General features: G+C 55.4%; 19 protein-coding genes and 4 pseudogenes. 18 read left to right on the top strand and 5 right to left on the bottom strand.

What is annotated here, in order from left to right; translation table 11 throughout:
• The first annotated feature begins 33 nt into the window (after positions 1–33).
• The 5 genes and pseudogenes from QTO30_RS21800 to QTO30_RS21780 all read left to right on the top strand — a co-directional run bounded on the left by QTO30_RS21800 (position 34) and on the right by QTO30_RS21780 (position 5,189).
• A complete protein-coding gene (locus QTO30_RS21800; RefSeq protein WP_340426289.1) occupies positions 34–1,383 on the top strand; it encodes a glutamine synthetase family protein in 1,350 nt (449 codons plus the stop codon).
• A pseudogene (locus QTO30_RS21795) lies at positions 1,380–2,760 on the top strand (aldehyde dehydrogenase family protein). Before QTO30_RS21800 ends, QTO30_RS21795 begins: the two are co-directional and overlap by 4 nt.
• Positions 2,757–3,901: pseudogene (locus tag QTO30_RS21790) on the top strand (iron-containing alcohol dehydrogenase). The pseudogenes QTO30_RS21795 and QTO30_RS21790 overlap by 4 nt, the downstream one beginning before the upstream one ends.
• A 146-nt stretch (positions 3,902–4,047) precedes the next feature.
• Positions 4,048–4,335, top strand: a complete 288-nt coding sequence (locus QTO30_RS21785; protein ID WP_340426288.1) for a transposase — start codon at positions 4,048–4,050, stop codon at positions 4,333–4,335.
• Between the two features lie 23 nt (positions 4,336–4,358).
• On the top strand, positions 4,359–5,189 hold the full coding sequence (locus tag QTO30_RS21780; RefSeq protein ID WP_340426287.1) for an IS3 family transposase: 831 nt from the start codon (positions 4,359–4,361) through the stop codon (positions 5,187–5,189).
• Here the strand turns inward: QTO30_RS21780 and QTO30_RS21775 are convergent.
• Positions 5,164–5,760 carry a hypothetical protein gene (locus QTO30_RS21775; RefSeq protein WP_340426286.1) on the bottom strand — a complete coding sequence of 199 codons (597 nt, stop codon included), beginning with the start codon at positions 5,758–5,760 and terminating at the stop codon, positions 5,164–5,166. The two genes, QTO30_RS21780 and QTO30_RS21775, sit on opposite strands and share 26 nt — an antisense overlap.
• A gap of 250 nt (positions 5,761–6,010) precedes the next feature.
• Here QTO30_RS21775 and QTO30_RS21770 point away from each other — a divergent pair, with 250 nt between their 5' ends.
• The 3 genes from QTO30_RS21770 (at position 6,011) to QTO30_RS21760 (ending at position 8,166) form a co-directional block, all read left to right on the top strand.
• A complete protein-coding gene (locus QTO30_RS21770) occupies positions 6,011–6,169 on the top strand; it encodes a hypothetical protein (RefSeq protein ID WP_340426285.1) in 159 nt (52 codons plus the stop codon).
• A gap of 148 nt (positions 6,170–6,317) precedes the next feature.
• Positions 6,318–7,346, top strand: a complete 1,029-nt coding sequence (locus QTO30_RS21765; RefSeq protein ID WP_340426318.1) for an IS30 family transposase — start codon at positions 6,318–6,320, stop codon at positions 7,344–7,346.
• A gap of 328 nt (positions 7,347–7,674) precedes the next feature.
• The gene (locus QTO30_RS21760; protein ID WP_340426284.1) at positions 7,675–8,166 is read left to right on the top strand and encodes a hypothetical protein; all 492 of its coding nucleotides are present in this window, start codon (positions 7,675–7,677) and stop codon (positions 8,164–8,166) included.
• Between the two features lie 249 nt (positions 8,167–8,415).
• Here QTO30_RS21760 and QTO30_RS21755 read toward each other — a convergent pair whose 3' ends face one another.
• Entirely contained in the window at positions 8,416–9,237 is an 822-nt protein-coding gene (locus QTO30_RS21755; RefSeq protein ID WP_340426282.1) for a hypothetical protein, read from the bottom strand.
• Positions 9,238–9,456: 219 nt separating this feature from the next.
• On the opposite strand from QTO30_RS21755, the gene QTO30_RS21750 reads away from it, so the two are divergent.
• Together QTO30_RS21750 and QTO30_RS21745 are read left to right on the top strand one after the other, a co-directional pair.
• Positions 9,457–10,839 (top strand): IS1182 family transposase, encoded by a 1,383-nt coding sequence (locus QTO30_RS21750; protein ID WP_340426281.1) that lies wholly within the window; start codon positions 9,457–9,459, stop codon positions 10,837–10,839.
• 160 nt (positions 10,840–10,999) lie between these two features.
• Positions 11,000–12,150, top strand: a pseudogene (locus QTO30_RS21745) (IS3 family transposase).
• A gap of 133 nt (positions 12,151–12,283) precedes the next feature.
• Here the strand turns inward: QTO30_RS21745 and QTO30_RS21740 are convergent.
• Positions 12,284–13,210, bottom strand: coding sequence for a LysR family transcriptional regulator (locus tag QTO30_RS21740; protein ID WP_340426280.1), 927 nt, complete (start codon positions 13,208–13,210; stop codon positions 12,284–12,286).
• A 353-nt stretch (positions 13,211–13,563) separates the two neighbouring features.
• Here QTO30_RS21740 and QTO30_RS21735 point away from each other — a divergent pair, with 353 nt between their 5' ends.
• From QTO30_RS21735 to QTO30_RS21720, 4 genes are all read left to right on the top strand, one after another.
• Positions 13,564–14,511 (top strand): alpha/beta fold hydrolase, encoded by a 948-nt coding sequence (locus tag QTO30_RS21735; protein WP_340426279.1) that lies wholly within the window; start codon positions 13,564–13,566, stop codon positions 14,509–14,511.
• An 11-nt stretch (positions 14,512–14,522) separates the two neighbouring features.
• On the top strand, positions 14,523–14,804 hold the full coding sequence (locus QTO30_RS21730; RefSeq protein WP_340426278.1) for a DoxX family protein: 282 nt from the start codon (positions 14,523–14,525) through the stop codon (positions 14,802–14,804).
• Positions 14,805–14,947: 143 nt separating this feature from the next.
• Entirely contained in the window at positions 14,948–16,192 is a 1,245-nt protein-coding gene (locus QTO30_RS21725; RefSeq protein ID WP_340426277.1) for a hypothetical protein, read from the top strand.
• Positions 16,193–16,275: 83 nt separating this feature from the next.
• Positions 16,276–16,992 carry a hypothetical protein gene (locus tag QTO30_RS21720; RefSeq protein ID WP_340426276.1) on the top strand — a complete coding sequence of 239 codons (717 nt, stop codon included), beginning with the start codon at positions 16,276–16,278 and terminating at the stop codon, positions 16,990–16,992.
• Here QTO30_RS21720 and QTO30_RS21715 read toward each other — a convergent pair.
• Positions 16,989–17,855 (bottom strand): LysR family transcriptional regulator, encoded by an 867-nt coding sequence (locus QTO30_RS21715; RefSeq protein WP_340426275.1) that lies wholly within the window; start codon positions 17,853–17,855, stop codon positions 16,989–16,991. The two genes, QTO30_RS21720 and QTO30_RS21715, sit on opposite strands and share 4 nt — an antisense overlap.
• Before the next feature lie 145 nt (positions 17,856–18,000).
• Here QTO30_RS21715 and QTO30_RS21710 point away from each other — a divergent pair, with 145 nt between their 5' ends.
• From QTO30_RS21710 to QTO30_RS21695, 4 genes are all read left to right on the top strand, one after another.
• Entirely contained in the window at positions 18,001–18,486 is a 486-nt protein-coding gene (locus QTO30_RS21710; protein ID WP_340426274.1) for an NADPH-dependent FMN reductase, read from the top strand.
• 79 nt (positions 18,487–18,565) lie between these two features.
• Positions 18,566–19,420 (top strand): SDR family NAD(P)-dependent oxidoreductase, encoded by an 855-nt coding sequence (locus QTO30_RS21705; RefSeq protein ID WP_340426273.1) that lies wholly within the window; start codon positions 18,566–18,568, stop codon positions 19,418–19,420.
• Positions 19,407–19,892, top strand: coding sequence for a DUF6640 family protein (locus QTO30_RS21700; protein WP_340426271.1), 486 nt, complete (start codon positions 19,407–19,409; stop codon positions 19,890–19,892). The genes QTO30_RS21705 and QTO30_RS21700 overlap by 14 nt, the downstream gene beginning before the upstream one ends.
• Entirely contained in the window at positions 19,889–20,641 is a 753-nt protein-coding gene (locus tag QTO30_RS21695; protein WP_340426270.1) for an HXXEE domain-containing protein, read from the top strand. The genes QTO30_RS21700 and QTO30_RS21695 overlap by 4 nt, the downstream gene beginning before the upstream one ends.
• A 370-nt stretch (positions 20,642–21,011) precedes the next feature.
• Here QTO30_RS21695 and QTO30_RS21690 read toward each other — a convergent pair.
• Positions 21,012–22,017 (bottom strand): annotated as a pseudogene (locus QTO30_RS21690) (IS110 family transposase).
• Positions 22,018–22,546 lie beyond the last annotated feature (529 nt).

Below are 22,546 nucleotides of genomic sequence, written 5' to 3'. Positions count from 1 at the left end.
GCGCGTCTTTTGAAAAATTGGGGGGTAAGCCTAGTGGAATTCGAAGACCTAAAAACCAAGATCGGCTCTGGTGAAATTGATACGGTGCTTACTTGCATCGTGGATATGCAGGGCCGCCTGATGGGCAAGCGCTTCCATGCAGAGGCTTTTCTAGAAATTGCAGATGGCGAGACCCATTGCTGCAACTACTTGCTCGCAACCGATCTCGAAATGGCGACTCCCAATGGCTATGCGTCGACCTCTTGGCAGGGCGGCTATGGTGACTATGTGATGCAGCCCGACTTGTCGACCCTTCGACCCGTACCGTGGTTGGAAGGCACCGCGATGTGCCTATGTGACGTAATGGACCACCACACGCACGAACCTGTACCGCACTCCCCGCGCGAGATGCTGAAAAAGCAGATCGCCCGCGCCGAGGCCCTAGGACTGACGCCGGTTATGGCCACCGAACTGGAGTTCTTTCTGTTCCAAGGCACCCACGACGAGATCGCTCAGAATGGCTATTCTCTCAAACCGATCTCGAATTACAACGAGGATTATCACATCTTCCAGACCACCAAGGAAGAGTATGTGATGCGCCCGATCCGCAACCATCTGCGCAAGATGGGCTTGCCGGTCGAAGGCTCCAAGGGCGAGGCAGAGGCGGGCCAGGAAGAATTGAACCTCAAGTATGCGGAGGCCCTAGCCTGTGCGGACAACCACACACTGGCTAAGCATGGCGTCAAGGAAATCGCCCATCAACACGGTGTCGCGGCGAGCTTCTTGCCCAAATGGCACAAGGACCGGGTCGGCAGCGCCAGCCACGTGCATCAATCGCTTTGGTCGGGCGGCGCGAACGCCTTTTTTGACCCAGACCGGCCTCATGGCAAGTCCGAGCTAATGGACCACTACGTGGCTGGCCTGATGACTTATGCGGCCGATTACACTAGTTTCATGGCACCCTATGTGAACAGCTACAAACGCTTTGCCAAGGGGACCTTCGCACCGACTCAAGTGGTCTGGTCAATCGACAACCGCACAGCCGCCTTCCGCCTATGTGGCGAAGGCAGCAAAGCCGTGCGCATCGAGTGCAGAGTTCCGGGCGCGGATATGAACCCCTACTTGGCCCAGGCTGCGATGCTGGCAGCCGGACTGAAAGGCATCGAAGAGAAGCTGCGGCTGCCCGAGGTTTTTGCTGGCGACGCCTATGCGGACGACGACAAAAAGCACATTCCACACACGTTGCGCGACGCACGAGAGGCGCTCTTGGCTTCTGAGATGCTGCGCGAGGCGTTCGGGGACGAAGTCGTGATGCATTACGCCCGCGCCGCCGAATGGGAAATCGAAGAGTTCAATCGCGTGGTCACCGACTACGAAATCTCAAGAGGTCTAGAAAAAGCATGACAATGTTAGAATGTGTCTCGCCTATTGACGGGTCAGTTTTCGCCCGCCGCCCAATCCTCGGCAAAGAGGAAGCTGAAAGTGCAGTATCCAAAGCCCGCAAGGCGCAGTTATCTTGGGCATCGCGCTCATTGAAAGAACGCGTTGATCTGGTCATGGCAGGCGTCGCAGCTGTTGGCGCATCAAACGACGAAATCGTGCGCGAGTTGGCCCATATGATGGGTCGCCCGGTGCGCTATGGTGGCGAATTTGGCGGATTTAGCGAGCGCGCCAGTCACATGGCGGACATTGCGGCGACAAGCCTCGCGGATATCCAGGTAGGCGAGGACGCCACGTTTAAACGCTTGATCAAACGCGTGCCCCACGGGGTCGTTCTGGTGGTCGCACCTTGGAACTATCCTTACATGACGGCGATCAACACGGTTGCACCGGCACTAATCGCTTAACAACTCCGTCGTGTTGAAACACGCCTCACAAACTCTCCTTGTCGGAGAGCGAATGGCGCAGGCCTTCCACTCTGCGGGAGTGCCTGAAGATGTGTTCCAAAACCTCTTCCTGGATCACGCTACCACCTCCGATTTGATCTCGGAGAAAGCTTTTGACTTTGTCAATTTCACCGGATCGGTCGGCGGTGGCGTCGCTATGGAAAAGGCTGCTGCCGCGACTTTTACCGGCGTGGGCACAGAGTTAGGCGGCAAGGACCCGGGTTATGTCATGGAAGACGCCGACCTTGACGCTGCCGTCGATACACTGATCGACGGCGCGATGTTCAACGCGGGCCAGTGCTGCTGTGGAATCGAGCGGATCTACGTGCATGAAAGCCTGTTTGATGCGTTCCTGGAAAAGGCCATAGCCATCGTCAAAGGTTACAAGCTCGGCAATCCGCTGGACCAAGACACGACAATGGGACCTATGGCGCATAAGCGCTTTGCCGAAGAGGTCCGCGCCCAGATCGCCGAGGCCGTGGCCGATGGTGCAACCGCACATATCGAGACCTTCGCCGAGGATGACGGCGGTGCCTATCTGACGCCGCAGATCCTTACTGATGTGACCCACGAGATGCGCGTGATGCGAGACGAGAGCTTTGGGCCTGTAGTGGGGATTATGAAAGTCTCATCCGACGAAGAAGCCATCGCACTAATGAATGACAGCGAGTTTGGCCTGACCGCCAGCCTCTGGACTAAAGATCTTGATCGCGCGATGCGCATTGGCGACCAAATCGAGACCGGCACGGTATTTATGAATCGCGCCGACTACCTTGACCCGGGCCTGTGTTGGACTGGCTGCAAAAACACCGGGCGCGGCGGCGGATTGTCGGCCATTGGCTATCACAACCTAACCCGCCCCAAATCCTACCATATGAAAAAGGTGACTTCATGAACCTTGAGGCAAACTTTTCTTACCCTACCTCGATCCGCTTCGGAGCGGGCCGCATTTCTGAAATCGCTGACGCCTGTGCGGCAGCGGGTGTCTCCAAGCCGCTGTTGGTCACCGACCGGGGCTTGGCCGAAATGGAGATTACGACCAAGACACTTGACCTGCTGGAAGCCGCGGGCCTGGGACGCGGGCTTTTTGCTGAAGTGGACCCAAACCCGAATGAGAAGAACCTCACTAGTGGCGTCAAAGCGTTCAACGAGGGTGGTCATGATGGGGTGATCGCGTTTGGTGGCGGTTCAGGTCTCGACCTCGGCAAGATGGTCGCCTTTATGGCTGGCCAGACGCGATCGATCTGGGATTTCGAAGACATTGGCGATTGGTGGACCCGCGCCAATGCAGATGCAATCGTGCCCAATATCGCCGTGCCCACCACCGCTGGCACCGGGTCCGAAGTGGGCCGCGCCAGCGTCATCACCAACTCGGAGACGGAAGAGAAGAAAATCATCTTCCACCCTAAGGTGCTGCCCTCGGTCGTGATCTGCGACCCGGAACTAACCGTTGGTATGCCCAGCTTCATAACTGCAGGCACCGGACTGGACGCCTTTGCCCATTGCGTCGAGGCCTTCTCCAGCCCGCATTACCATCCGATGTCCCAGGGCATCGCGCTGGAAGGCATGCGTCTGGTAATCGAGAACTTGCCCATCGCGTTCAAAGCGCCATCCAACATCGAAGCCCGTTCGCACATGATGAGCGCGGCCATGATGGGTGCCACGGCATTCCAAAAGGCCTCGGCGCTATTCACGCATTGAGCCATCCAATTGGCGCTATGCACCACACACATCACGGGACTACCAACGCGGTCTGTATGCCTGCGGTTCTGAAACTGAACGAGCCCGTGATCCGCGAGCGCTTTGATCTCGCTGCTGGCTATCTTGGCATCGAAGGCGGTTTCGACGGCTTCTGCAACTTTGTCGACCAGTTCAACGACTCACTAGGTGTGCCAAAACGCCTATCTGGTTTGGGGGTTGAAAACGCCGATATCGCCAGAATTATTGAAGGTGCTTTAAAAGATCCGAGTTGTGGTGGCAATCCTGTTGAGTTGACCAGCGACAATGTGAATAAGTTGCTTGCTGAGATTCTATAGAACTGCAGAGCTATAGCGTTCCAAGTTTTTGTAGGCCGCGCCTCGCTTTTGTTCTGAGAACTCCAAAGGCGAGGCAGAAAATGCTGGCTCGTGTCTTGGCCCCCTAAGACTGTGCCACTATTTGTAGACCAAGGGAGTTACGAAGAATGGCACGGAAACGGTATTCGGATGAGGATGCGCTGAAAATACTGCGCGAGATCGATGTTCATTTGCACGATGGTCTGGATGTTGTGAGCGCGTGTCGCAAAGCAGGTATCTCGGACAAAACCTATTACTATTGGCGCAAGAAGTTTGGTGGTCTTGGTCGCCCGCAGCTGTCTGAGATGAAGGCACTGAAGAAAGAAAATGAGCGACTGAAGAAGATTGTCGCGGATCTTCAATTGGACAAATTGATCCTGAAGGAGAGCCTCGATTATTTAAAGCCGAAGGTCTGACGATTGATGGGTTGCGTCAGGCCGTGATCCACACCCGTCAAAAGCTGAATACATCGGAGCGCCGAACCTGTTCAGTTTTAAATGTGTCGCGTTCCAGCTTGCATTACAAAGCCAAGGCCCAAGATGATAACGCGTTGCGCTTGGCGGTGGTCCGTTTAGCCAAACAATATGGGCGATACGGGTATCGTAAAATCACCGAGCTGCTGCGGATCGAAGGCTGGCATGTTAATCACAAGAAAATCGAACGTTTATGGCGCGAAGAAGGGCTCAAGCTGCCAGAGCGGCACAAAAAGCGGCGGCGCCTTTACCACAAAGACACCTCAGTCATTCGCCTTCGCCCGACGCATGCCAACCACGTTTGGGCGATAGACTTCGTTCACGACAAGCTGAGTAACGGGCGTGGCTACAAGATGCTGACTGTCTTAGATGAGTTTACCCGCCAAGCACTGTGCGTTGAAGTCCAGGAAAAGATGAATTCTGATGATGTTTTGGCGGTCATGCATCGCTTGGTAATGAAGCATGGGAAACCTGAATTTATTCGTTCCGACAATGGCGGCGAGTTCGTAGCCGAACATCTTCAGGCGTGGCTTAGAAAGGTTGGCATCAAACCGATCCAAATCTATCCAGGCAGCCCTTGGGAAAACGGGTACAACGAGCGCTTCAACGGCATCCTTCGCCATGAAGTCCTAAACTCAGAATGGTTCCACAGTGTCAAACAAGCACAAGTCGCGATCAATACTTGGCTCAAAGAATACAATCACATCAGACCCCATCACGCGCTCGGAATGCGACCTCCAGTACCAGAAACCTTATTAGAGAAATCCCAAATTAGTGGCTCTGAAATTGGGGGCTAGACACCAGCAGATATCCGAATTGCAATTTGAGAGATGTCGCGCCGCTCAACATTCGTTCGCATTTTTCTGCGAGCGTTTTGGCTGGCTGCTTCGTCAGCTCATCGAAACCGCCGATGTCATCGGGGGTGGTCGGTTCGACCGGCGGAAATACCGGTTCTAAACTAACTTTCACGCCATTGGTGTTACTCGGCTGCGCTTCTTTCGTGCGCTTCTTCTCGCGCCTTTCTTTCGCTAGTCTCTCTTTCGCAGCTTTAAGCTCAGCCTGCCATGCGCTCGCAGCTTCAGGATCACCGCAACCAAATACCCGAGCAAGCCAGCGGATATTTGCATCACTTATTCCATTGTCGTTGTCCTGAAACCAAACCTGGACAGAGCGCAATTCGACGCCTTCGCGATTGCCTTCAATAGCGGAAATCGCTTCAGCCAAAGTCTCAGGCGTCCACGGCCCATCAGCGTAACCCTCGCTGTCCACTGGGCGACCAACGCCTGCTGCCGCTAAACGAGCAAAAAGTTGCTTAAAGTTCTCGTCCGCCTTCTGCGGCGCAGAAAAAAATCTACCGTTTCTAATCAATCACTTGCGCGCCTTTTTCGCGTTCTTTTGCGCCCCTTCGCGTACTTTATCGTGCATTGCAACGCTTTGTAAGCACAACTGAGGCGCGAAGCGGTTCACTGCCGATACGCGCTTATTTACTACGGGCGATGTTGTTGGCGAGGCCTACAATTTGGGGGCTAAATTTATGGCTAAGGACTTTCAGGGAATCACAAGATACGTCGGATCGACCGTTGTTCTCAGTGTTCCTAGCCGCGTTCGGAAATCGCGGTTGACGGGCAAACAACAAAAGAGACTTCATGCTTGTGCCGTAAAGCGCATTCTCGATCGCCAGACGGGCGAACTGGTTGGATGGCTGTATGAATGGAACACCGGCGAGCTGGTGCCGCGTTGGAAAGCCAAGGCGCAGACGGATATCGTCTACGATTGACTTTCTGTGAAATTCAGCCGATTTTTAAGTTTACTGACTTATTTAACATAATAAACCTTACGCGACGAAGATCAATCTTATGGAGCGCGCTACCCTGAAGTGCGACTCCTATTAGAAAACAATGAGTTATCTAATGGGAGATCATGGCATGGGAGCCGTTTATTCGCAACTATCGCTACAAGAACGCCGTAAGATTGAGAGCTGGTGGCATGCAAAGGTGCCTGTCAGAGAGATGGCCCGCGTTCTCAAACGCCACAAATCGACGATCTTTCGCGAGATCAAACGCAATTTCTGGGCCGATGATGCGTTCCCAAAGAAGTACGCAGGTTATTTCGGTCACGCGGCTCAATTGCGGACGGACAAACGCCGATCTGTGCAGCGCAAGCTGATCCGGCATCCAGAGCTGTGCAAGACCGTGATCGCGCGGATCAAGCAAGGTTGGACTCCCGAACAGATCGGCAACCGGATGATCTATGAAGGTGCAAAGCTGCGGGTCTGCCAAGAGACGATCTACCGCTACATCTACTCCAAGGAAGGCATGGCGCAGGAGCTCTGGTGGTACCTGCCCGAGCATCGCAAAGCCCGCAGGCCGCGTCGTGCCAGAAAGCGCCTGCCGCCGAAGTTTGACCGCGATGTCAGTATCCTGTTCCGTCCGGACGATGTGGCCCACCGACGCCAGTTCGGCCACTGGGAAGCTGATCTTGTCTTGTTCAAACAACGCTTTGGGCAGTCGAACGTCACATCACTGGTCGAACGTGTCAGCCGGTTCACCGTGCTTCTAAAGAACCCGAACAAGCGTACCAAGCCGGTGATGGGCAAGATCATGAAGGCAGTGCGCGACCTACCCCACATCGCGCGTCGTTCAATCACCTTTGACCGCGGCACTGAGTTCGTTAGCTGGCCGCACCTGCAGGCTGAGATCGGAACGCAAACCTGGTTCTGCGATCCGTCTTCACCCTGGCAGAAAGGCACCGTGGAAAACACCAACCGACGTGCGCGAAGATGGCTGCCGAGAAAGCGCGACATCACGGCGGTCTCAGATCATGAATTGAAAACGATCTGTGACCGCCTCAACGCGACACCCCGAAAATGCCTCGGATGGAAGACGCTTACCGAGGTCTTCCGCGAAAAGATGATGGAAGAGATGGGTCAACGCCCCTACCCTCAAAGGCAATAGGAGTCGCAGTTCAAGTATCGCTCACAATATCAAGTGTTGCAATAGTATATTAACGGAGTCATGCTGCATGCACCCTGCTGTTAGGATGCTCCGCTTGCTTCATTCGATACGAACGTACACTTTTTTGGTTACGCTTACACTGGTTACCTCGTTCGTTGGCACTGCCAATCGTGCGCATGCTCAAACCTACCAGATCGACTGCGCAATACTGCTGTGCCTGTCTGGAGGCTGGCCAGCATCAGTTCCGTGCGTCCGCGCTCGTGCAGAGTTCGTCCGCAGGATCACTCCGTGGCCAATTGAACCTCCAATTCAGATTTGGCGCTGCCCAATGGGCGCATCCTACCATCCTGTTACCCCCTTGGATAATCGAGGCCGTCTCTACGACGTCCTGTTCACCGACCGAGACCGTCTGAGGCTACAGTTGTCGCTTGCCACAAGACCCCTGCTCTCGGAAAATGCAGTTTTGAATCTTGGAGCACCAAAGCCCAACCGACTTCCGGAAGGATTTGCGCACCAGTTGATCCAAGATCGCGCCGACATCGACATCAGCGGCCCCGAATTTAACATCGTTCGCTCCATCCGCGTTTTCGATGTCTTGATTAATGACGATCGAGACGACGGAGATTGTGATCGGTACGCCCGCGTTCGCCTTGGAAGCTATGGTACACAGGGAGATTTTAGCTGGCAGCGGTCCAACCGAAGCGCCATTCCCACCGCTTTCGGCCCCACTCGCAGCGGTTGCTCCCTTTTTGCAAGAGCAGTGTTCGTTGAATGGCGAGACTATTCGGGAAACTACGGATACGAGCGTATCAATTACTGACGTTTCGTATGCGCGCTTATGCGGATTAGAACACTCATATTTCATTCGATCCGGCCCCTGCCCTGCAGCTTTCGGCCCAAAGCCGACCTTAAACCTACCTTCAAGATGCTGCAGTCGCAGCCCGGTTATCGGACATTCGCTGCACGCGCATAACTCAAAGATGGTCGAACTAACGGATCGCGGACAAAGCAGTCACTTGAAGTTGACTTTCGAACGTCCACTTCTCATTTGCTCCAGCCGAGAATAGATCTACTGCGCAGCCTCTTGAGGGGCGAAGACGATGTTGGATTGGTGCCGGTATTGACCGGTTGGCCAGTGGTCTGTTGCAAAGCGGTAGTCAGTGGACTCAAAAACTGCGACCGTTCCAGGGACGCCTTCTCGCAATGCGTCGCGTGTGTGCAGGCGGATTTCGTTTGATTCCAAATCCTTCGTAGAGCCCAAGTAGGACGCCGCCGCTACATAGGTGTATTCGGTAACTTTGCATGCCGCGTTGCAGGTTGGGTCATCATAAGCATAGTGGCCCGCTGCTTCAGCAGCTTGCCACTCCTGATACAACGTCGCGCCTGGTTGATCTCCCCAGACATCTGGGAAAGCGATGGCCCAACCGCCGTTTTGGATGGCATGCAGAACTTCCTCCTGACTGGCGTCCCGTTGCCCGTTGCCAGGATTTGTTTCGCTGGCGTGTAGGTCCTGACCTACGCGGGAAGCGAACGTTGGACTAAGTGCTGCCATAACGGCGGCGGAGGGGCCGCTGGGTGTCATGATGACAAAAGGTCGAGAAGTCTGCATTGCTGTGACGATACGCGGCTCATCGACCTCACCATCACCATCGTTGTCTAGCCATTCAGCCGCAACATTGGCCGCATGTGCCAGTTTCTCTTGGCTGACATCGCTAGTTGCGCAAATTGCAATCGCGTCAAAAACCATAGCTTCGTTCGCAAACACACCACCCGGGCAGTTTGGCAAATCACGGCCAGCCTGTTTGGCCCCCATAACTCCAAGGCCCAAGGCCACACAAGCCGCCAGCACAGTAACGCTTATTGCTACAGTCACAATTTTCTTCATGTTCATCTTCTTGATCGTTTCTTGTGAAATTCTCACGCCAGATCGTCAGTTAAGGTGTTGAAAATCTGCACACCCTCGATCCTATTCTAGAACTATTTGAATTTACAGCCGCCATTTGTGCGAGGTGCAGCATTCGACACTTTGGGCTGATTCCGTTGAAAAACTCTTCCTTGATCGCGCCGTATGTCACTGATTCAATTGTCCCGGCGAGCGGGAGGATTGGCGATGATGGGACCGAGGCAAGAGGCGCAAGCGGCCTTGTTCTACGAGTTCTCGCTTGAAGATCACGTTCCCCATGATCACTTGGTTCGATCGATTGATCGGTTTGTTGACCTGACCAGCGTCCACACTCACCTAGCGGATTTCTACAGCCACACTGGTCGCCCGTCGATTGATCCTGAATTGCTGATCCGCATGCTGATGGTCGGCTATTGCTTCGGCATCCGATCCGAGCGTCGGCTTTGCGAAGAAGTGCATCTGAACCTCGCTTATCGCTGGTTTTGCCGCCTCGATTTGACGGATCGTATCCCGGATCACTCGACCTTTTCCAAGAACCGTCATGGCCGGTTCCGCGAAAGCGATCTGCTGCGCCTTGTCTTCGAGACAACCGTGGCACGTTGCATGGAAGAAGGTCTGGTTGGTGGCCAGGGGTTCGCGGTCGACGCCAGCTTGATCAGCGCCGATGTTCAGAAACAGAACTCCAGTAACCCGGAAGACTGGGCAGCCCGCGAGATTGATCCCGCAGATGCGCCCCGTGCCGTGCGCGAGTATCTCGATACGCTGGACGATGAAGCCTTCGGTGCGGCGACCACAGCAAAGCCCAAGTTCACCGCCCATGCCGACCCCGCCAGCCAATGGACAACTGCGCGCAAAGGGCCAGCATTCTTTGCCTATTCCGACAACTACCTGATCGATACGGACCACGGGATCATCGTCGATGTCGATGCCAGCCGATCAAACAAAACCGCCGAAGTGGGCGCCATGCGCAAGATGCTCGATCGCACCGAAGACCGGTTTGGCGTGAAGCCGGATTGGATCGCTGCTGACACTGCCTACGGGTCGTCCGACAACCTGGTCTGGCTGGCACTCAAGCGCCAGATCCTCCCCTTCATCCCTGTCTTTGACAAGGGTGAACTGACCGACGGAACCTTCTCACGATCCGACTTCACATGGGATGATGAGAACGACCGATACATCTGCCCTGGCGGCAAAGAGATGCGGCACACCTGGCGAACCTATTCCGATCCAAAACGGAATGCGCCAGTTTGGAAATCCAGAAACTATCGAGCATTGAAATCAGACTGCACAGGATGCGAGCTGAAGGCAAAGTGCTGCCCCAACGCTGACACGCGTTCGGTCCATCGCGATAAATATGAGATCGTCAGAGACTTTGCACGCCAATGCACCACCTCCGACTTCAATCCCAAGGCTCAGGCGCGACGAAAAAAGGTCGAGATGCTTTTTGCCCACCTCAAACGTATCCTCGGCTTGGGACGGCTCCGATTACGGGGCCCATGCGGCGTTCAAGACGAATTTACCCTCGCAGCCACCGCTCAAAACCTCCGTAAACTCGCAAAGCTCAAACCGATGGTGCCAGCCGCAGGTTGAAGCGGCGGTTACGCCTTAGACAATTGAACGAAATCAAATCGATGCCTCAAACAAGCCTGCCGAAAACAGCGGCTTTTTCAACAAAATCAGCCCTAAGTGCAAAATGAGGTGCCTCTAGATTTGTAGACGCTTTGCTTGGTAATTTTGGAAGCAAAGGACGATGCAAGTGTCAGGGCAAATTCGCTATTCAAATGCGTTCAAGATCGACGCGGTGGCGCAGGTCACGCAGCGCGGCTATTCGGTCAAAGACATGGCTGAACGGCTCGGAATCAGCACCAAGTCTTTGTACACTTGGATGGCGCAGTTTTCGAAGCCACAGCGCGTGACTGATCAGGCAGAAGAGGTCAGGCGGCTCAAGAAAGAACTGGCGCGCGTGACCGAGGAGCGCGACATCTTAAAAAAGGCCACCGCGTACTTCGCCAGGGATGCAAAGTGAGGTACGCGTTCATCGACGCGCATCGCGAGTTGCATCCTTTCCGTGTTCTCTGCAGAGTGCTGAGGGTTCATCCCAGTGGTTTCTATGCATGGGTTAAAGAACCGTTAAGCCTGCGTGCACAGGAAGATCGGCGTTAGATCAAGCTGGTGAAGAAGGCCTGGAAAGACAGCGGCAAGGTCTATGGCTATCGCAAAATCTATGACGACCTAATCGATATGGGCGAGGCCGTCTCAGAGAACCGTGTCGCACGTCTGGCTCGGATTGCAGGCATTCAAACGCAGATCGGATACAAGAAAAAGCCTGGCGTCTATGGCGGCAAGCCCTCGGTCGTTGTGGACAATTCGCTGGATCGACAATTTGGTGTCGATGCACCGGATCGCGTTTGGGTGACGGACATTACGTATTTGCGAACACACGAAGGGTTCGCGTATCTCTGCGCGGTCATCGACCTGTTCTCAAGGCGTGTTGTCGGTTGGGCTGTCCAATCTCGCCAGACATCAGAACTCGCCGTGCAGGCGTTGTTGATGGCAATCTGGCGAAGAAAGCCCGGGCCTGGCCTACTGATCCATTCTGATCAAGGAGCCCAGTTCGCCAGCCGTGAATGGGCCGCATTCCTGCGCGAGCACAATCTCGAACATTCGATGAGCCGTCGAGCCAACTGCCACGACAACGCTCTCGCTGAGAGCTTCTTTCAACTTCTGAAGCGGGAAAAGGTCAGGCGCCGGAAAAACCGGACACGTGAGGACGCGCTGCAAAACGTCTTTGAGTACATCGAGCTGTTCTACAACCCGAAGCGCAAGCACACGAACAACGGCATGCTGTCGCCCGATGACTATGAGAACAGACAGCGCAAACTGAAGAAGGCAGATGTCTAGGAAACTAGGGGCACCTCAAAATGCTGCGCCGTGTTCAAAAGGCAGTGAAACGCGTAAAGCCGCCATTGGCCTTTGCACGAGCGGCCCTGACCGGACGTTCGCCCGTCTCTCTCAATGCTGCGGCGCAGCCCCGCTAGAGCCGCCGTTCGCTGCCATCGCCGACAACAATATCGGCGACAAGTCTTCTGAACCAAGTCTGAATAGCCGATCGGTCTGCAGAGCGCCCCCAAATCAGCTTCGACTGGACTGTTGGCACCTCAAACGGCAGTTCGAGCATTGTGACCGGAAGCTCCTTGTCCGCCTTCGCTGCTAAACGCCGCGGCAAGACCGCAATTACATTTGTCTCCACAACAAGTGGTGGGAGCGTCGCAAAGTTGGACACGCTTACCGCCACATCGCGGGTCAGGCCCTTGGACGCCAACACCTCATCAATAATGCCTTTTCCATCTGATCGGTGGGAAAGAAGAGCGTGTTTATGCGCTAAGAAGCTGTCGAGTGTGACAGGTCCATCCAAGATGGGATGATCGAACCTTGCGATGCCTGCAAAGGGCTCCTCACACAGGACCTGATGATGAAACCGCGTCGGAGTGTTGGAAATCGGGGAAAGCGCCACGTCTGCGTGCCCAGCATCCAACTCGTCGGCAATCTGACCTCGGACCAGTCCAAGTGTTTTAAGACGGATGCCTGCCGCCAGATTGCGTAGCGCGCGGACAATATCCGGCACCACCGTTAACTCCATCAAATCGCTCGTGAGAAGCGTAATCTTGCCTTCGTGTGTCCGAGGATCGAAAGCCGTCGCAACGCTGATCGCATCTTCCGCTGCGATGATTGCGGCCCGCACGTGATCTGCGGCATCTAGCGCGACCTGTGTCGGCATCATACCTCTGGGTGTTCGCACAAAGAGATCATCGTCAAAGAGGGCGCGGAGCCGAGAAAGTGCATTGCTCATCGAGGGTTGCGCAAGGCCAATCCGTTCTCCGGCTTTGGTCACGCTGCGCTCAGCCATGACGGCGTCAAACACCACAAGCAGGTTTAAATCGGTATTCCGAACATTCCTCATAGCAATGGGGTCTATAGGAAATATCAATTGGATCAATTATTGAAGTTGTCGCTAACTTGATTGTGTCCACCCAAAAGCAAGGAGATGATCGATGTCCGCGAACCGCCGATTTTTCAGACAAACGTTCACTGGAACTGCAGTTGCCCTGCTCATGAGTCTCTCTGTGGCTTAGCTCAGCCATCGCCGAGGGGGACGAGCTAACCTGGGAGGAGTTCTCGTACAAACCTTATCCCCTGGCGCGGATTGCCGATGAGAACAGCCGCTATCCTGAAGCCACTCCGCAAACTCTGAAGGTAAGCCAACATGGCGAAATCGAGTACCTCGGGTTTGGCACGTTTGGTACGCATTGGTTTGTGGAAGCGGATGGGCCGGTCTGGCACTTCGTGACTGCGGGTGACCCGGCGGATGAGGTCGTGCTGATGGTCCATGGCTACCCCGACACATGGTGGGCCAACGCCGAGGTCATGGCTCTCCTATCAGATGAGTACTACGTGATTGCGGTTGATGTGCTGGGCTATGGTCAGTCCGACAAAGGCCCTGAGATCGACGTGAGTTATGCAGGCGCAGCAGGGAGTCTGGTGGCTTTGCTCGACAAAATTGGGGTCAAGGCATTCAATTTAATCAGCCACGATCGAGGCACGATTGTCAGCGAAAACCTCCTCGCGATAGACGACATGAGCAACCGTGTTTCGGCCTATGTCCGCATGCAGCAGTCTTTCGACAAGCCGCACGGTTTGCCGCGCCCCCCTCACGCCGCGATGGCTTCGGTTGAGTTTCAAAGCCAAGAAAACCTCGCTGGCACAGCCTATTCGAGCAATTATGGTTCCGTTCACTTTCCAGAGCGGTTTCTTCAGCGCCTGAATTGGGAGTTCGGCTTTCCTGGTACCCCAGAGGCGGCCGCGCGGACCTTTCAGGGCACCAGCTTTGACATCGAGCTCGCGTTCAGGATGGAAAACGTCATTCCAAAGATGACGATGCCGGTCCTTTTGGTCCAGGGCACAGACGACCCCGGACAAAAGGCGGAAGAGTACATGACATCGGCAGAATCTGCTGCCAGATGCCCGTGTTGCCTTGGTCGCGGCGAACCACTTCCTGCACGCAGAAGATCCCCACATGGTGGCGGACCTTGCCCGAGAGCTTTTCACCAGCGGCAATGCCAACCGACCAGACATGGTCTTCTCGCACCCGGTGAACTTCCAGTTTCCCGCGAAGAATTGAGGTCGCCGATGCCCTACGTTTTCATGGCACTTCGGGTGCTTGTCACCGTGATTTTTGTAGCCCATGCGGCGGCGCGAAATTGATCGGCTTCGGCATGATGGTCGAGACCTTCGACGCGATTGGCTGGGGACAATGGTTCCGCTACCTCACGGCATTTGTGGAACTGGGGGCCGCAACAATGCTCTGGGTCCCTGCTCTAAGTGTTCTGGGGAGTAGCATGCTCTTTGCAACGATGGTCTGCGGGGCGCTTTTCCACGTCTTTGTTATCGGCCCATCTGCGGTTCCGGCACTCGTCCTGGCTGTCCTTTGCGGCGTTATGTTTTGGATCGACCGCGCGAGGCTCGCTCTCTTTATGGCCCGGCTGGGCTTTGTCTGATGCATCGAGCCTGAAGGCTTACGTCTCCAAACGCGCATCCGCTGCGCGTTTGGGCCTGTTGTCTCGCACACGCGCAGCGTTTCTCATCTCTGCACCGCGATCCGCAATCTGCGATCTCCACCCCATCACACGAGGAGCCCAATATGTACTTACGTAAATCCCTTTTAGCCGTTGCTGCCTTGGCGTTGACCGCAGGTGCCGCGGTAGCTGACATGCCTCAATCCTTCGGCATTCTTGAATTCGGACCTGACAATACTCTTTTTGTTGCAGATTCCGCCAGTGGCGCAATCCACGCCTATACCCTGCCGTCTCGTGGGGAGGCCCCTGAACAAGATACTGCATTCAACCTTCTCGACGTCGATAAACTGGTGGCCGATGCGATGGGTGCCATCGGTCGCGTTATTTACAGCGATTTGGCCGTACACCCAGCAACGCGAGAGGCGTTCGTATCTGCGACTACCACCGTCAATGGCGTCGAAACGGGTGCAATTTTTGCCATTACTCGCGATGGCAGCGTGCGCGTGCTGGACCTAGACGCATACCCGTCTTCCAAGTTCACACTTCAGAACACCGCGGATGCGGGTGTTACCTTCTGGCGCGATATTCCCGCGCCGTCTTTGACGTTCACAGACCTGGACTACGCCAACGGCGAGCTTTTCGTGTCGGGTGTTTCAACGGGGGAGTTTGCATCGACCCTGCGCCGGGTGCCGTTTCCCTTTGACGGCAGCGCCACGTCCACCAGCATCGAAATCTATCATGCCGCACATAACCAAAACGAAACGCGAGCCCCAATCCGGGCTATGGCCGTTGTGGACATTGACGGCACATCAACCGCCGTTGCAGCCTATACCTGTACGCCGCTGGTAACGATCCCAGTAGGTGATTTGGCCGATGGCGCCCATGTAACCGGCAAAACGATCGCGGAACTTGGCTACGGCAACACGCCTCTTGATGTGATTTCGTTCTCGGCCGCCAACTTTCAGGGCGAGGTTTCTAACTATGTGTTGGTGGTGAACCGCGAAATGGACGCGGATCTGATCACATTAGAAAACCTGACGGGTGCAGCGTCGGGTCCCGGCATTGCGGAACCAGTCCCTTATCTGGGGGCTACATCGGGTGTGCAAACCGTGCCACTGCCGCTGTCAGGTGTCGTGCATATGGCGGACCAAGATGGTCAATTTCTGCTCGCATTGCGCCGCGATCTGGACACTGGCGCCATGGAGCTTGTGTCGTTCCGCAAGGGGTCGTTCTTCCGTCTGAGCGACTTTATCAGCGAGTATAACTTCCCGGACTACGCCTATGCCGACGATGAAATGTCGTCCGGCGTCCGCATGTTCCAGAACATGCTGAAAGTGGACGAAGGCTTTCCAGGGCAAGTTCGCCAGTGACGTTTCGATTTGGCCTCGTCGTCGCCCTGTTTGGCGGGGCGACGACTGCAGTTGCGTCATGCCCCGCGCCGGAGGCTGGACGCGTGGACATCTACCCCACGGCACAGGTTTTGCCAGAAAACTTGTTGCGCGTGTACGTCTACTATCCCCGCACCATGGCGGCGTCCGCTGGGTTATCAGACATTCGTTTGTTCGACGCCGATGGCACGCCAATGGATGGGGTGTTCCTTCCCACGAGAGAAGACCTTTGGTCCCAAGACCGCCGCCGCCTGACGGTGTTGATGGACCCAGGCCGTGTGAAAACAGGATTGGAAGCGAACGAGGCCATGGGTCGTGCTCTTAGGTCTGGTCACTCTTACACGCTTGAAGTTTCAGGTGGGTCGATGGACGTCGAGGGCTGTGTGTTGGGCCAAAACACGACCGTTGCGTTTCAGGTGGGACCGCCAGACTTGGATCCACCAGATCCCGGCGAGTGGGTGCTGAATACACCAACGCTTGGGTCGCGCGACACTTTAAGGGTCAATCTTGGCAGTCCACACGACCACCTGTCTCTCGCGTTTCGGCTACGCGTACTTGATGCCGCAGGATCGATTGTCCCTGGGCAAATCGGATTGAGTCCCAACGAAGCAGGCTGGGAATTCATACCGCGCGCGGCTTGGAAGGCGGAAACGTACAGCCTGACAATCGAAGACAGCTTGGAAGACTTGGCCGGTAACCGACCTGGTGTTCTCTTCGACCGTCCTTCTGGTCAGGCACCAGAACCTTGGCTGGCTCGCCTGCCGTTCCGGCCGGGGGCTTAAGTGAGGATCGACTTCAGATGGGTGAGCATCGCTTGGACTTTGTCCGAGCGGTGCACATCAACATGGGTCACCAGCCAGCTCTTGACCGTCCATTCAGGAAGCGCGGGTGAAACTTGCTCCAATCCACCCGCACGTTCAGCAACCGATACTGGAATAAAGCCAATTCCGGCCCCATCGCGCACAGCGGTTTCGAGGACCTTTGCGTTGCTTGATTTCAGGACGATTTGTTCGGGGTTTATGTTCTTAGCCAGCCACGCCTCAAAAGGGGCGGCACTGTCTTGCACCGGATTGCCAACGAACCAATGACCCGAAAGATCCAGCAAATCCGGCCTCCCATACTGCTCGATGTAATCGGGATTCGCGAAGAGCGCGAAATCCAGCGTGCAAAAGGGTTGAACCACATAATCGTCATGCGTCGGCTTGGCGCCCACCCGCAACGCCACATGCGCCTCGGCGCGCTCCAAACTCAGAAGTTTGTTTCCGGTCGTGACCGTGACCCGGGTCCTTGGGTGACGACGCCGAAAGTCCAAAATGGCTGGCAGGATAAAATCTGTGAGCGGAAAGAGCGTGGTGACAATGACCTCTCCGGCCACATCGGCCTTTTGGACGTGCATACGTGCAAAAAAGTCCTCGAGCATTTCGTGGGAACGCTCCGCCACGGCCAGAAACTCTTGTCCCGCATCGGTCAACTCGTACCCCCGGCGATGACGCAAAAACAGACGCGTCCCAAGTGCGGCTTCAAGCGCGTCGATGTGGCGATTGACCGTGGCGCGGTGCACACCCAGCTCCAACGCAGCCTTGCTGACTGTACCCGCCGTCGCCAAGCGATAGGCTGTATATATTTCGGTCCAAAGATCCATCATGCGCCTCTCAGGGTCGCATTTATGCATCCAACTCTGCAAGTTAAGTCTCTCAATTTCGCAAAAATGCGCAGCCAATGCGCTTATTAGGACATTGAGGCGACGCAGCTGAAAGATAAGCTGCGCGCCATTAGGTAAAGGATCCACAATGAAAGTTCTCGCGTTCGCTGCATCAAACAGCACCACATCCATAAACCGAGCATTGGTCGGCTATGCAGCACAGCGGCTCCAAGCACTGCATCCGCCCGCGGAAGTGACGTTCGTCGATATCAACGACTATGAAATGCCAATTTATTCCCCGGAACGGCAAAACGCCGATGGGATACATCCGCTGGCGCAAAGGCTCTTTAATGAGATTGGAACTGCCGACGCGCTTATCGTTTCATTCGCCGAATACAACGGCTTTGTCACTGCGGCCTGGAAGAACATCTACGACTGGATGAGCCGGATCGACCAGAAGGTCTGGCAGGACAAGCCGTTCGTTCTTTTGGCAGCAAGCCCCGGACGCCGGGCTTGGCGCAAATGTCCTGCAGACGCAAGAGTATACCGCGCCGTTCTTTGGCATGGATATCAAAGGCAAATACGGGGTTGGAAACTGGGCCGATGCTTGGGACGGCAGCACGCTCATCCGTGACGAAGACCGCGACGGCATCGAACAAGCTGTCGCTGGCCTGCTGGCTTGATCTTCGACGCTAATAAAAAGGAAAAACGCCATGGATGAGAAATGGATTGCAGTCATCACAGGATCAACGGGCGGCATTGGTGGGGCAATCGCTGACCAGCTCGCTGCATCCGGTTGGCACCTTGTTCTAGTCAACCGGAATGACACCAAAGCGCAGGCGCAAAAGGCGGACCTACAAGCGGACCATCCGAGTATCGAAGTGGATACCGTTACCGCAGATTTGATGGATGTCGAGCAGATCAAAGCTGCGGCCCAGACCATTGTTAGCATGCATCCCAAGCTCGACCTGCTCTTCAACAACTCAGGCGTTCTGACCTCGGAGCGGGTGATGAGCGTGCAAGGTCATGAGTCCAACTATGCCGTCAACACCTTGGCCCCGTACGTCATTACACAAGGGTTGCGCCCGGCCCTGCGGAACCAAGACGCTGGTGCGAAATCCATGATAGTTAACACAACCTCTTCAGCCCACAACGCGGCGAAGTCTCTCGACACCGCCACCCTGTCGGATCCCATGGACATCGGCGGTCTTACGGGAGCCTATGCGACAACTAAATTGGCGCTGACGACCATGGGAACCGCGATGGCATCCGAATTGGAGGTCGAGGGGATCATGATCAGATCTGTTTGCCCAGGTCCGGTCGTGACCCCGATGACTAAAACCAGCGATGCGATGCCAGGCATTTTGAAATTGCTTGTGCCGCTGCTCTTCAAGTCTCCGGATAAACAAGCGGCGAAAATGATCTATGCGGCTCAAACGGACAGCTATCGCAGCCAAACCGGCATCTACATCACTAATGGCAAGGTGAAGCCTCTCCCAAGCCTCGCTCAGGACGTCAGTGTTCAAGCCAAGCTGATAGCGAAGCTGACAGAAGATGCGGGTTTTTGACGTCAGCAGGCTTAGGAACCCGAAGGCAGTTTCAACAGAACAAAAGAGCCAACCCGTTTTGAAAATCTTCCTAAAGATAGCCGTCACCGTCATCACCGTCTTCTATGGGTTAGTTCCTGCGATCGCCGACCTGAACGAGACCCACCTGTTCAACCCATTGTGGAGCGAACACGCCCGTTTTCACGGCGCTTGGTTCCTCGCTTTCGCCGCAGGCATCGCTTTGATTGCACTGTTTCTGATTTGGGTGCGCGACGACGTGTTTCTACCCATCGCCTTTGGCCTGATCTTTTTGGCGGGCTTCTGGGTCGCGATGGTTTTCGGTCCGACATACGGCGGGGCGTTGGTCGATGAAAATGGCTATGCGCAAACTGTGCTCGGCTTGGATTCTAACATGTTCTTGTTTTCGCTCGTTGGGGTATTTCTGCTGATCCTCCTTGCCCTGGCCAGGCGTATTTCCCGGACAGGTAAATGAACGACAGTAGATCACTTATGGCGCTGGTCCTGGCGTTCGCCTTGCTGTGGATCCCACTGGGACAGCACGACTTTCTCACACAAAACTGGATGAAAGTCGGAACGTTCATGGCCCCGTTCCTGGTCTTGGTAGCCGCCAGCTTTTCAGACAGATCAAGACGATTGGACGCCCGGGGCGTCTCGCTCGCCTTGCTGGTGGCCTACATCATCCATCAATTCGAAGAGCATTGGGTCGACATCTACGGGCGGACCTATGCCTTCAAACCGAACCTCAACGAATTCCTGTCGGGTCTTTTGGGACATTCAGATGTGCAAGAATTCATGTCCGATACATCGGTCTTTGTGATCAACACATCCTTGGTATGGCTTGTGGGCGCCCTGGCGATCTGGCGCGGCTCGCAGCACGTGTTTGCCGCGCTCTGCATGGCCTCAATCGTGGTCTTGAACGCGATAAGCCACATCGGAGCAGCCCTTATCGCGGGAAGTTACAATCCAGGCTTGCTGACCGGCGTAGTGCTATTTCTTCCAGTGGGCATTGGGGCTTACGTTTGGCTAGGGCGTATCTCAAAGCCGCCCCTCATGATCATTGCGGCAAGTTTCGCCTGGGGACTAATCGCTCATGTGCTGATGATCAGCGGTGTCCTTGCTCTGAATCGCTTCGACCAATTGCCGGAGAGCGCGTACTTTGCAGTGCTGATTGCGTGGTCTTTGGTGCCAGCTTTTGCACCCTGGCGCAGACGGAGTGATTAACCGCTCATAGCAGCTTTGGTTGCCCTTCTCGTGCTAGTTTCTGTCTAAGACGAACAGGACATTGGCACGAGTGGTACACGCGATTTCTCCGGTTCGGCTCCATCGAAATGTCTTGTGTGGATGGCGCCCGCATAGCAAGGGTTAAATGAGACTGTGTGCACCAATTCAGAAGCGGTCTTGTGTCCGGCCTATTTGCGCGGTGATTACCGCTGGCCCTGATGGGATCCGCAGATCAGGTTCCTAACTGCTTTGCGGGCAGCATCGCCCGGGACATTCGGCGGAGTGTCCTGATCGTTGCGGTTGAAGGGTACACCATCACATCGTTGGTCTTGCTATCTCGTTGTTCCGTTCCGGTTCATGCGGCATGCGGTCAGTAGGGTTCGTTTTTGGTTAGCACGGCCCACATGATCCGAGCCGTTTTGTTCGCCATGGCCACAGTCGCAAGGCGGGCGGGTTTTCGTTGCAACAAGTCCGCAAGCCATGAATCGGCGCGCTCTGGATGATTTGCAACCTGCCGGACGCGTGGCGTCATGCCGACCACAATCAGTTGACGCAGGTATCTGTCGCCCATCTTCGTGATCTTGCCCAATCGTTCCTTGCCGCCGCTAGAATGGTTTCGTGGCGTAAGCCCTAACCAGGCAACAAACTCACGGCCACTCCGGAACTGGTGGCCTGATCCAATCGTTGCTGCAACAGCAGATGCTGTGACCGGTCCATCGCCTGGAATGGTCTGCAAGGAGCTGCGCCTGCCTGCTGAGTCGTGCCTGAATGCGCATCGTGATCTCATACCAGCCGAGCCGGTTGTGTAGGTCGACAAGTTGTCGGCTGAGAACTCGAAGGACGTCTTTGGCAAGCTCGGGGAGCTCTGGGTGACCGCCCTCAATGATCCCTTTCGCAAAATCTATGACCCTGGCGACGCCGCGTGCAATGGTGACACCGAACTCCGCCGCTAGGCTGCGCAGCATGTTGATCAGCTGGGTGCGCTGGCGGACCACGAAGTCTCTTGCCCGGTGCAGCGACAAGAGCGCCTGCTGGTCTTCAGACTTTATCTCGACGAATCGCATCGTTGGCCGCGTCACCGCCTCGCAGATGGCTTCTGCGTCAATCGCATCAGACTTGCCACGCTTCACGTAAGGTTTGACATACATCGGCGGCATCAACCGGACGGTATGACCCGGCTTCAAGAGTTCGCGTGCCCAGTGGTGGCTCGACGCGCAGGCCTCAACGCCAACCAGACATGGGTTCAGCCGCTCAAAGAACGCCAACACCTGAGCACGACATAAAGGTCTATTGAACGCGATTTCGCCGTCCTCGGTAACGCCGTCAACATGGAAGACATTCTTGGCCAAATCCAGGCCGACAGTGGTAACTTGCATGGGGTGGCTCCTCTAATCGCAGATATGACACCTGCACTATGGCGCATTGCGACGCCGGGAGCGGGAGCTATCCACCCCATCTGCTTTGGAAAAGTACTGTTTAATTAAAAGCGAGTGCAGCGAGCTTCCACTTTTCGTCGTTGCTGTTTTTCGCTGATGTCGCAAAGCGTGCAAAGCAGCCTTTCGTTTTGAAAAGGCCAAAGTCCGGTTTGTCCGCAATGCGGTCCCACATGCGCGAGACCTAAACGACGGCTTCAGTGATAATGCGTCCCATTATCGTTACCGCGTAGCCGGGCGATTTAGGAGCGCTGACCCGTCCGTGTTGAACTGGCTGAACTTAAGCAAAGGAGTTCAGCATATCCCGTTTCGATCATACCGCCGTTGGCAATTCGCGCCGCGACGAGCGCAGCCTCGGGCACCACACGGTCCGGGCCTACCCGAACCCGGCGCGGCGTTTGATCGTGTCCAACACGGTCCTGTCAGCGGATCATGAATGGGTCGGGATCACCAAGGTCTGGGCCTCGCCCGT

It is taken from the genome of Yoonia sp. GPGPB17 (assembly GCF_037892195.1).
Classification (GTDB): domain Bacteria; phylum Pseudomonadota; class Alphaproteobacteria; order Rhodobacterales; family Rhodobacteraceae; genus Yoonia.
The sequence above is the reverse complement of the archived record's forward strand: the minus strand, read 5'-3'. Positions and strand labels throughout refer to the sequence as shown.